General features: G+C 44.2%; 6 protein-coding genes. 5 read left to right on the top strand and 1 reads right to left on the bottom strand.

Annotation, left to right across the window (positions count from 1 at the left end; all coding sequences use genetic code 11):
- Positions 1 to 47: 47 nt before the first annotated feature.
- From RMY32_RS18460 to RMY32_RS18480, 5 genes are all read left to right on the top strand, one after another.
- On the top strand, positions 48 to 2,537 hold the full coding sequence (locus RMY32_RS18460) for an S-layer family protein (protein WP_322714323.1): 2,490 nt from the start codon (positions 48 to 50) through the stop codon (positions 2,535 to 2,537).
- Between the two features lie 447 nt (positions 2,538 to 2,984).
- Complete coding sequence (locus tag RMY32_RS18465) at positions 2,985 to 5,549, top strand: CHAT domain-containing protein (RefSeq protein WP_322714324.1); 2,565 nt, start codon at positions 2,985 to 2,987, stop codon at positions 5,547 to 5,549.
- A gap of 194 nt (positions 5,550 to 5,743) precedes the next feature.
- Positions 5,744 to 6,730, top strand: coding sequence for a DUF928 domain-containing protein (locus tag RMY32_RS18470; RefSeq protein ID WP_322714325.1), 987 nt, complete (start codon positions 5,744 to 5,746; stop codon positions 6,728 to 6,730).
- A 186-nt stretch (positions 6,731 to 6,916) separates the two neighbouring features.
- A complete protein-coding gene (locus tag RMY32_RS18475) occupies positions 6,917 to 9,772 on the top strand; it encodes a CHASE2 domain-containing protein (protein WP_322714326.1) in 2,856 nt (951 codons plus the stop codon).
- Positions 9,769 to 11,070 (top strand): sensor histidine kinase, encoded by a 1,302-nt coding sequence (locus RMY32_RS18480; protein WP_322714327.1) that lies wholly within the window; start codon positions 9,769 to 9,771, stop codon positions 11,068 to 11,070. Before RMY32_RS18475 ends, RMY32_RS18480 begins: the two co-directional genes overlap by 4 nt.
- Here RMY32_RS18480 and RMY32_RS18485 read toward each other — a convergent pair.
- Complete coding sequence (locus tag RMY32_RS18485; RefSeq protein ID WP_322714328.1) at positions 11,054 to 12,058, bottom strand: HNH endonuclease; 1,005 nt, start codon at positions 12,056 to 12,058, stop codon at positions 11,054 to 11,056. The genes RMY32_RS18480 and RMY32_RS18485 overlap by 17 nt on opposite strands.
- Positions 12,059 to 12,368 lie beyond the last annotated feature (310 nt).

Below are 12,368 nucleotides of genomic sequence, written 5' to 3' on the forward strand. Positions count from 1 at the left end.
CGTTTAGGGAACCCTATATATATCTAAGTATTGATAGAAAGTGAGCGATGAAAGCACCCTCTGTTTGCTGGGGTTTGATCGATATAATGCTGACAGGTGGGATGCTCCTTTGGTGTGCCTCCGCGAGTGCCCAGCTAACTCCTGATGGCACCCTTAATACTACTGTCTCCCAAAGCGGCAATAACTTCACCATTACTAATGGTAGTGCCGCCAACAATAACTTATTTCACAGTTTCCAGCAGTTTTCGGTTCCCACTGGCGGTTCGGCTACTTTTGATTTAACGAACACGCCCAACATTTCTACCATCTTCAGCCGTGTTACTGGCGGTAATATCTCTAGCATTGATGGCTTGATTCAAACGATTAACGGCAACAACCCCGTTAGTCTCTTCTTGATCAACCCTAGTGGGATAATTTTTGGAGCTAATGCCCAACTAAACATTGGGGGTTCGTTTATTGGTAGCACTGCCAGCAGTATTAAATTTGCCGATGGTGCTGAGTTTAGTGTAATTAATTCTGAATCTGCCCCGTTGTTGAGTATCAATGTTCCCATTGGGTTGCAACTAGGTAACAATCCCGCACCTATCAACATTCAAGGTACAGGACATACTTTGAGGAATGTCAGTGGACTGGCTCTGCTTCCCCCGATTCAGATTCCCAGTTCTACAAAACTGCGGGTACAGCCGGGAAACACCCTAGCTTTAGTGGGTGGCGACATACATCTAAATGGGGCAAACTTAATCGCTGAAAGAGGGCGAGTTGAATTAGGTAGTGTAAGCGGTACAGCATTGGTAAACCTGATACCAACCGCACAGGGCTATACCCTGGGATATGGGAATGTACAAAGCTTTGGCGATATCCAATTGGCACAGCGATCGCTATTAGATATCAGCGGCGTGAATGCAGGTTCCGTTCAAATTCAGGGTAGGCAAATTCAATTCAACGATGGCTCTCTGGTACTGGCGCAAAATTTTGGCAATCTCCCCGGTGGTGATATTCGCCTTCAGGCTACAGAGTCCATTAATCTGATTGCCAAAACAGCTGATGGCACAATTCAGAGCGGAGTGCGTAGTAATGCTTTTGGTATGGGAGCTAGTGGGAATATCAGCGTTATTACTCCCAACCTCACTATCAAGTCGGGAGCGGGGTTGAATAGCACAACTTATGGAACAGCTTTGAGTGGCAATATTTACATTGATGCAACCGTCATTGAACTGTCTGGCTTTTCACCCAATAATCCTGCTGACGTTACCACAATTAACACTACTACACTAGGCACTGGAAATGCTGGTGATGTTTTCGTCAATGGTAATAGTCTACTCGTATCAAACGGTGCTTCACTATCTTCGGCTACCTTTGGTAGTGGTTCTAGTGGTAAAGTGACCATTCGCAACACCAATACCACAGTGATGGGAGAAAGTCCCTCTGGACTTTACAGCAACATTAGCTCAACTACATTTGCAACTGGAAGTGCCAAAACCTTGACCCTGAATACTGCCAAATTGCAAATTCTAGATGGGGGAGCAGTTGCTACCACCTCATTTTTTGCAGGTAATGGGGGAGATTTAAGGATCGATGCTACTGAAGCGATCGCCATCAGTGGTCAAGGTCGGGCAACTAATAGTAGCATTAACGCCTCCACTATCCGACCCGATCCGTTATTACGGAAACGATTCGGTCTGCCAGATATATTAACAGCGAATGCTGGTACTTTGAGCATTACCACACCGAACTTAACGCTGACGAATGGCGGGACAGTCAGTGTCACTAGTCAAGGCAGTGGAAATAGTGGCAATATTAACATCAATGCAGCCAGCATCCAACTAAAGAATCAAGGGTTTATTCAAGCACAAACAGAATCCGGTAATGGTGGCAATATTAAATTGTCCGCTAAAAACCTGTTACTTCTACAAGACAATAGCCAGATAACCTCAACAGCTGGCGGCTCGGGGAATGGAGGTAATATAAACATCAATGCACCCATCATCGTCGGCTTAAAAAACAGCGACATTATTGCTAATGCAGTGCGAGGCAGAGGTGGTAATATCCAAATCACCACTCAAGGCATCTTTGGGCTGAAGTTTGGCAACCAACTCACTTCTGATAGTGACATCACCGCCAGTTCCCAATTTGGGATAAGTGGCACGGTTCAAGTTAATACTATCGGTATCGATCCAAATTCGGGTTTAGTCGAACTGCCTGCAAATGTCACCGATCCATCCCAGCAAATTGCTACAGGCTGTGCGGGCAGTGAAGGCAGCCGCTTTGTGGCAACGGGACGAGGTGGTGTGCCGCAAAATCCTAATCAGGTGACGAGTGATGTCTACGATGGACCACGCCTACGAACCTGGGATGATATACGAGATTTATCTGCTTACCGCAAAACGGGTGAGCGAAATGCCCAGATTCCAGCATCCTCAAAGGTTCTCGTTGAAGCTACAACTTGGCAGCGCAACGCTGACGGTAAAATTGAGTTAATTGCAGTTCAACCAGCGTATATACAACCATCTTTAACCTGTGCTGCAACGCCAAATTAATCAGTCCTGATAGTTCACCATACAACCGTAATTTATTAGTTAAAACAAATAGTTTCTTTAAAGGAGAGGTTAAGCCAAAATCGACGTGACTTGTCCGAGCTTGGGATGGATTACTTCTATACTTGAGGAACGAAACCCAATATTTGCAGGACTTTGTTAGATTGCGCTTTGCTTCAACCAACCGACAATTTTTTTTAACTGAACTGTATTCAGACGCACTCGCATCTACGCAAGAGCGCTTAAAGAGTTTCTTTGTCCCTGTTGTTAGCAGCAATACTATTTAGGGAATATTAAAATTGCCACCCAATCTACTGCAAATAAACAGCCGCAGTTAACTTGTGCATCTGTTCCAAAAAGTTAAATTGCTCAGAAATTCTCTAAGCAATTCTATCAAGATTAAAGTAACAGAATATGGAAATTCATAAATATGTATACTGAGAACTACTGATGATTTTCCCAATTAAACAGCGTCGTTGGGTATATATTAGTCTGAGTATTTTGAGCTTGTGTTTGGCAATAACCATTACACCTGCTAGAGCATCTCTGCAAGTACCAACAACTTCTACCCTGAATGTGTCAGTATCAACTTCCCAGCCTAGCAATTGGCTAGAACAGGGACGAAAACTCTACCATTCAGGACGCTTTGCTGAAGCAGTGACGATTTGGCAAACAGCAGCACAACAGTATCATAGCCAAGGCGATCGCTTGAACGAAGCTCTAAGTTTAAGTTACCTCTCACTAGCACAACAGGAACTTAATCAATGGCAAGTAGCTCAACAGTCTATTGAGCAAAGTCTGAAACTGTTGCAAACATCTATTCCCTCTGCTGATGCAATTCTCTGGGCACAAGCAGTTAATACCAAAGCAAATTTGCAATTGCACACTGGCAAAGCTGAAACCGCTCTCGAAAGTTGGCAACAAGCTCAAAAATTTTACGAGCAAGCAGGCGATACAATGGGAAGCCTGGGTAGTCAAATCAACCAGGCACAAGCTTTACAAACTTTAGGATTTTATCGCCGTTCTAAACAACAGTTAGAGACACTGACTCAAAAGCTGGGAGCAATGCCGGATAATGAAATCAAAGTCAGTGGACTGCGATCGCTTGGTTTAGCTCTGCAAATAATTGGTGACTCTAGTAAAAGTCAACAGATTTTAGAACAAAGTTTAGCGATCGCTCGCCAAATTTCAGCCCAACCACAGTTAAGTTCTATTCTGATCGGCCTGGGCCAAACTGCCGTTGACTTGCAAGATCCGGAAGCCGCATTAGATTACTTTGAACAGGCTCAACTCTTAGCCACTAACCCAAGCGATCGATTGCAAGCGCGTTTAGCTCAGTTCAAACTTTTCCTCAATTACGATAAACTGGAGTTTGCTACGCCACTTGTACCTCAACTACTCCAACAATTCCGGGAACTACCTCCCAGCCATACCTCTCTCTACGCAGCGACCAATTTTGTTGCCACTCTCAACCACCAGTCAAATTCTGAGCAAATTCTACCGCTGAAAGATTTGGCGCAACTGATGGCAGTTACAGTCCAGTCTGCACAGCAAATCCAGGATACTCAAGCCGAAGCTCATGCACTCAATCAGTGGGGAAAACTCTATCAGCGTACACAGCAGTTATCCCAAGCACAGGAGTTAACTCAGAAATCCCTTAACATTGCCCGCCAACTCCAAGCTAACGATATCATTGCTCAATCTGCTTGGCAGGTGGGACAGTTGTATAAACAACAAGGCGATCGCTCAAAAGCGATTAGTGCCTATACAGAAGCAGTCAACGCTTTAAAGGCACTGCGGGGAGATTTGGTGGCTATCAACCCTGATGTCCAGTTCTCTTTTCGCACCAGTGTAGAGCCGGTCTACCGAGAACTGGTTGATTTACTTCTAGAGAATCAACCGAGTCAAGCAGAACTTATACAAGCTCGTGAATTGATTGAGGCACTCCAAATTGCCGAACTCGATAACTTTTTTCGGGAAGCTTGTTTAGATAGAACTCAACAGATCGATCGAGTCGATCCTACTGCAACGGTCATTTATCCGATTATCCTGCCAGATCGTTTAACAGTAATTCTCTCCAAAGCAGGGCAACCACTGCGTTCCTATGTCACTCACAAATCTCAAGCTGAAATTGAGCAGACTCTAGACAATTTTTTGGTTGCTCTTAACCCTGTCTCAGATTCTAAAGACCGAGATCGATTATCTCAACAAATTTATGGTTGGTTAATTCGTCCAGAGTCAGCAGAGCAAGCATTTATTGATACCAAGACATTGGTGTTTGTTTTGGATGGTCGATTGCGGAACATTCCCATAGCAGCTCTTTTTGACGGTAAGCAATATTTGATTGAGAAGTATGCTGTGGCACTCTCACCAGGATTGCAACTAATGGCGACGCGATCGCTTCATCAAAACCACATTAGTGCGATCGTCGGTGGTATTAGCCAATCTCGCACTGGCTTTAGTGCTTTGCCCGCCGTGGAATCAGAAGTGAAACAAATCTCCAAGGCGGTATCTTCTAGGGTGTTACTGAATCAGGAATTTACCAGTCAAGCCCTTGCTGAACGTGTGAAATCTAGTAGTGCAGGTATTGTCCACCTAGCAACCCACGGACAGTTTAGTTCCCGCCTCGAAGATACCTTCTTGCTCACTTGGGATGGACAAGTCAATGTTAAAGAATTATCTGAACTCCTGAAAAATCGCGGTAGCGATCCATCGAAAGCCATCGAGTTGCTGGTACTAAGTGCTTGCGATACTGCCGCAGGCGACGATCGCGCCGTCCTGGGACTGGCGGGCTTGGCTGTCAAATCCGGCGCTCGCTCAACGATCGCCACCCTATGGCCCGTCAAAGATCGGGCAGCCGCGATGCTCATGACTCGCTTCTATGACCAACTCCGACAACCCAAAATCACTAAAGCTGAAGCACTAAGACAAGCACAAATTAGCTTAATTCGCCAAACTGATTTCCACGAACCGTTCTTTTGGTCTGGCTTTGTTTTGATCGGCAACTGGATTTAGCTAAGTAATAAGACGGAGTTTATTGTAAGTAAATTCAACTATTTTTTACAGTATTTATTCTCCATTTCGCCTATACTGTTAGTAGAAGTTCCTTGATTTTACTCTTAAATAGACTGATTATCTGAGCTTCTGAACATAGTCGAAAGAAACGTATTTTGTTTGTATCATATTTCAACGACATAGGTAAAAAGATCGTGAAACGTCGATATTTAGCTAGTACATTGAGCGTCATCGCTCTGATCGCTAGCAGTACATGGACTACTGCCCATGCTGTTACATTTACCCCACCCCCTAACAGTAGCTCTCCTAGACAATCAACTGGAGGAGCTTCTCGCGGTAGTATATTTACCCCTGCTGTCGGCAAAGGTGCGCCCAGACAAGCAACTGGAGGAGCTTCTCGTGGTAGTATGTTTACCCCTGCTGTCGGCAAAGGTGCGCCCAGACAAGCAACTGGAGGAGCTTCTCGTGGCAACCTCTTTACACCTGCCCCTGGCAAAGGTACGCCCAGACAAGCAACTGGAGGAGCTTCTCGCGGCAAGCTCTTTACACCTGCCCCTGGCAAAGGCGCTCCCCAACAAGCAAGTGCGGGAGCTTCTCGCGTTGGTAGTTACTACTTAAATCCATCGACTACAAGTACAACGCAACCAGCAGCGCTAATCGCCCTCTTGCCCCAAAATTTCTATGGCACAACACTATCTGAACGTCCCACAATCTTGGTGTATCTTCCAGCTTCCAATGCCGAAGAAGCAGTGTTCAGCCTCAAAGATGAAGCTGGTAATATGCAACATCAGATGAACATTTCAGTTGCAGGAAAAACTGGGGTAATCGCGATCGAATTACCAGCTAATGCACCCGCTTTAGCCGTTGGTAAAAACTATCAATGGTTCCTAGCACTGAAAGTAGATGGTCAACTCAATCCGAGTACGCCTTACGTCGATGGTTGGATTCAGCGTATCCAGCCCAGCGCAAAGTTGGCAACAGCAATCCAAGAGCAAGATGCTTTGAAGCGGGCTACTATTTTGGGTAAAAACGGTGTTTGGTATGACTGTGTGGCAACGCTTGCATCGGTATATACCGCTCAACCTAACAATGCAATTCTCCGCAAACAATGGGAAGAACTTCTATCCTCTGTGAGTTTGAAGGAGATTGTAACAGCGAATTTATTAGCATCTACTAACTAATACCAGTTTGGGCATTGGGTATGGGAAGAGACAAGGTAGACAAAGGAGAGGGAGGAGACAAAGAAGAAACTTGTTCAATAATTCCCCCTTGTCCCCTTTATTTCCCTTTTCTTACTTCCACCCAGTCCCCATTACCTCTTATCCCCAAGGCCCCACCTTCCCCAATTCCCATTGTATGGCACAAATATGTGGCGCAGATTCCAGGCTTTGATCCAACGTACTCGCAGCGTTTTGATTATTACTCCTAGCGTTGCCTTGACAGTTATAATTGGGCAATCGTTGGGACTTTTCAATTTACCGGAATGGAAAATTCGCGACGAATGGGTTCGTCAGGGATCTTCACAGGCGATCGCAGATGAGATTGTGATTGTTACAATCGATGAACGCGATATCCAATCGGTGCGTAAATGGCCAGTTCCAGACTGGGCGCTGGCACGATTACTAGAAAAAATTCGGGCGCAGCAGCCCCGCGCCATTGGCTTGGATCTTTATCGAGATTTACCGGAAGGAAGCGGACACGAGCAACTTGTTCGAGTCTTTCGCAACACTCCCAATTTAATCGGAGTTGAGAAAATTACTGGCGAACGCGTCAATCCCCCGCCAGAATTGAAAAAAAATGATCGGGTAGGATTAGCAGATTTAGTCTTGGATGGCGATCGCTTTGTACGTCGCGCCCTCTTGACATCTGAAGATGCCAAAGAGAAAAACACCATTAAAGCCGGACTAGCAACCCTTGTAGCCCTAAAGTACCTCGAAGCTGAAAAAATTAGCTTAGAAAGCATTGACCCCCAAAAACAAAAGTTTCAGTTGGGCAAAGAAATTTACTTACCACTGCAAAATCAAGAAGCAGGTTATACCGATGCCGATTTAGGAGGCTATCAAATTCTCCTGAATTGGCATGGAACAGAAGCCGCATTTCGGACAGTTGCGATGCGCGATGTGTTAGCAGGGAAAATTCCGGTAGATTTGATGCGCGATCGCATGGTATTTATTGGATCGATTGCCTCCAGTACCAATGATTTCTTCAGTACACCCTTCTCTTCCTGGATCTCTGCTCAAAAACCGACTCCAGGTGTGGTTGTTCATGCCAATATTGCTCATCAACTAGTACGAGGAGCAAAAACAGGAAATGCCAGTCTGCACGGTGTTTCTGGCATTTATTTATCACTCTGGATTGTTTTGTCGTCTGTCATTGGTTCTACAGGCAGTTGGTTGTTATCCAGTAGCAAGCTGCGGATTCCTGGCGGCAAAATTCTTTGGGCAACTGTAGGCATCAGTGGAGCCTGTATATGGGGTGGCTATGGGATGTTTTTGTATGGTGTTTTAATTCCGGTAACACCCACTTTAGCCGCGTTTATCAGTAGTGTGATTGCAACAACTAATGCCTATAAACAGCGGAAGTTAGAAGAAACCAATCGCCAACTAGAAATTGCCAACAGTCAACTATTAGATTATTCCAAAACCCTAGAGACAAAAGTCGAAGAACGCACTCATGAATTAGTGGAGGCAAAGCAAGCTGCCGATGCTGCCAATCAGGCCAAGAGTGAGTTTCTCGCCAACATGAGCCACGAACTACGTACACCTCTCAATGGCATCCTTGGTTTTGCTCAGGTACTAGAAGGATCGCCAAATATGACAGCTAAAAACCTAGAAGGAGTCAGCATTATATACCAATGCGGTTCCCATCTTTTGATGCTGATTAATGACATTCTCGATCTCTCGAAGATAGAAGCAAGGAAATTGGATTTGGTTGTTACTAGCGTACATTTGCCTAGTTTCTTACATGGTGTGACTGAGATTTGTGGTATCCGGGCTGAACAGAAAGGAATTGGATTTAATATCTTAATTAGCGATCGCCTACCACTTGCCATTGAAACTGATGAAAAACGACTGCGGCAAGTCTTGATTAACTTACTGGGCAACGCGATCAAATTTACAGATAGCGGTAGCGTGACATTTAAAGTAGAAGTCATTAGTGATTCGTCACTTGTACTGAGCGAAGCCGTTGGCGCAGCCTCTCGTAGAGAAGTATTGGTCATTGGTCACGAGTCTAAACAAATGACAAATGACAATGGACAAATGACACATCAGAAAATTCGTTTTCAGATTGAAGATACAGGTATTGGGATGTCACCAGACCAACTAGAGAAAATCTTTTTGCCCTTTGAGCAAGTGGGTGAAGCAGGACAACGATCTGAAGGTACTGGCTTAGGATTGGCGATTAGCCAAAGAATTGCGGCATTGATGGGGAGCCAAATTCAGGTGCAGAGTCACCTGGGTGAAGGAAGTCTGTTTTGGCTGGATTTGACAGTATCAGTACCACTCGCTCATGACTGGCTTGGAGGAGAGATGTCTACAACGGATTACATCCCAACTCCCCAGAAAATTACCGGGATTCAGGGTAGTGCGCCTCAGATTCTAATTGTCGATGACGATCGCAACCACTGTTCTATGTTGACCAATCTGCTCCAAGAAATTGGCTGTCGAACCTTAGAAGCGACCGATGGCAAACATGGTCTACAAGTAGCAATTGAACACAATCCAGATGTGATTCTACTCGATTTAGCCATGCCCAATATGGATGGTTTTGAGTTAATGGTTCACCTGCAAGGAAATCCGCAAACCTGTTCTATTCCGATTATCGTCTCTAGTGCTAGCGTTTTTGAGTCAAATCGTCAGCGGAGTTTAGAGGCAGGGGCAACAGCATTCCTACCCAAACCTCTCCAGATTGACGAACTACTCAATAGACTGCGATCGCTCTTGGGAGTGGAATGGATATATGCCGAATCTTCGCCTCCCAAAGGTGAGCAGATAACTAGTAGTGAATGGGTTCTACCATCCCAAGATGTTTTGCAACAACTCTATCATCTGGCAATGATGGGAGATATCTCGGCGATTGAGGGAATGTTAAGAGAACTAATTGAAGAAAACACTCAACTAGCTCCCTTCGCAGCAGAGTTAAGCAAACTTACTGCCAATTTCCAAACCGGAAAAATCCGTAAGTTACTCAAATCATTTGTCACAACGGAGTTACATCCATGATCGCTGTTCCGATCTCGAAACCCATACATATTTTGTTAGTGGATGACAATCCAAACAATCTCAAGGTGCTATCTGAAGCGATTCAGAGGTGTGGCTGGAAAGCCCTGATGGCAACAGATGGAGAGTCAGCGATCGAACAAATAGAATATGCTCATCCCGATCTGATTCTTTTGGATGTGATGATGGCAGGTATTGATGGATTTGAAACTTGTCGCAGACTGAAAACCAATCCGATCACCCAGAATATTCCAGTAATTTTCATGACTGCCCGATCCGATTCTACAGACAAGGTGGCCGGACTGGAAATAGGTGCAGTTGACTACATTACCAAACCCTTCCAACACGAAGAAGTCATTGCCCGTTTAAAGTTACATCTCAAAATTTCCCATCTCACCCGCACACTAGAAGAACGCGTGCAAGAACGCACCAGAGAATTAACTCAATCTCTACAGCAGTTACGGCAAACCCAACTACAAATGATCCAGAGTGAGAAAATGTCCACTTTGGGTCAGATGGTTGCAGGTATTGGTCATGAAATTAATAATCCGGTTGGTTTTGTTGGCGGAAATTTATCTTATATTGAGGAACATGTAAATAATCTACTTCGCCTAGTGAGCCTGCAACAGCAGAAGCTAACGCAGCCAGACTCGGAAATTCAAGAGCTTGTTGAAGAAATCGACTTGGAGTATCTGACAGAGGATCTGCCGAAACTACTGGCATCAATGCACCAAGGAATTACCCGTCTTAAAGATATCAGTCTTTCTTTGAGAACTTTTACTCGCGCAGATATTTCATCTCAGGTGGAGTTTCAGATTCACGAAGGAATCGATAGCACCTTAATGCTGTTGAAACATCGACTCAAAGGCAATGGCGATCGCACTAAAATCCAGGTTGTCACACAATACGGTGAGTTACCTCCGATCAATTGCTATCCTGGACAATTGAATCAGGTGTTCATGAATATCATTGCCAATGCCATTGATGCATTTGATGAACTCCATCAAAACAATTGCGCTCGAGATATTGCTGCTTGCCCGAACACCATCACCATTACCACATCGGTCGATCCTCAACAAAAAACCGTCACAATTTGTATCCAAGATAACGGCCCCGGTATGCTTACTGAGGTGCAATCTCGAATTTTTGAGCAATCTTTCACAACCAAGGCTGTGGGTAAAGGAACCGGGCTGGGATTAGCGATCAGCTACCAAATTATTGTTGACAAACACAACGGACAAATCAAATGCTTATCAACACCTGGTGAGGGGACAAAATTTATTATTACTCTGCCGATGTAGTTTCTATGCCAAAACCTCCAGCTTCGATATGACGAACTAGCGATTGAATAATGGGTGTAGCAATACTAATACCAAATAAAGCATTGAAGCCTGCAACAACAACTGGTGCTGACAAAATAACTGTAAATTCTGGAAATAAAGCTAACACAGCCACCAAGACTAAAAAAACAATTGGTGTCGCAATACCTGCTGCCTTTGCTGCTTCAAAAATTAGATTTTTATACTCTTCAACAGTGATGTCACCTCGATAAAGATCCAAAGAGTAGGAAATCGCCGTGACTACAACCTGAGTGAGAATAGCTGTTCCCGTTGCACTAATCCCAAGTTTCGCGATCGTCCCAGAATTGCTGACAATAGAATCTACTGCATTATAAACTCGAATATAAAACTGTTCGCCAACGGTCATTACTTTGGCACCTCGGCGAAGATTATCAACACCTACTTCCCAAAGGATATTATCAGCAGCATTCGATCCACCTTGGGAACGTGGATTGATATGGCTACCATGCTTATCTCTAAGAAATTGACGAATTGTATATTCTTTACCTCCAAGCTTTGATGTGCCAGGAATTTTCTCAAAAAGCTTCATGACATCTGTATCAGAGCGAGGTAAGTCTCCCACCCGAACGCCAGCACGATATCTCAGCCTACTTGCAATCTTGGGCATCTCTTGGGCTAATTCGGCAGCTGTCTTTGGTAAATTTTGCAAAGCATCAGCCATAACCATGCTAGATGCAGCAACTCCAACAGCAGTTTGTTGAAATGTTTGACTAACATTTTGAACAGTTTGAAAACCTGACTGTGCTGCTATGGTTGACAAACTTTGTAAATCATTAATTGTATGGACACTTGAAGTAGTCATCTCGCTAGTAGCGTTCTTGATTCCATCAACTACCTCATTCATTCCGTTTACTACATTGTTGGCTGCTTCTTGAGCTTTATCTCTAACCGTATCTGCCAACTTTTGTGCTTCGTTGATAAAATCCATGTTTTCTGCCGTGGAGTGTTTGCTCCAGTTTCTCTTTCTAAAACTAAGAAGCACCTCAGCATTCATGACGAATTTACTTCCAAAATTTTTAAAGAGATAGTAATCACTTTATATTGTTTGTGTATGTTACATTTAAAAACTTAGCTATCTTAGCAGTTTGACTCCTTCAGAGCTGATTCGTAAAGAAAATCTTAAGGATACTCAAATCATTGCGAGGTCTGAGTTTCAGCGAATAAGTGCATTATTGGCTCAAATTCCTGAAAAGTATACAAGACAAGGACTTTACTTGAGTTTACAAATTAGCTCTCAG

This window comes from Nostoc sp. ChiSLP03a, assembly GCF_034531215.2.
GTDB lineage: Bacteria > Cyanobacteriota > Cyanobacteriia > Cyanobacteriales > Nostocaceae > Nostoc.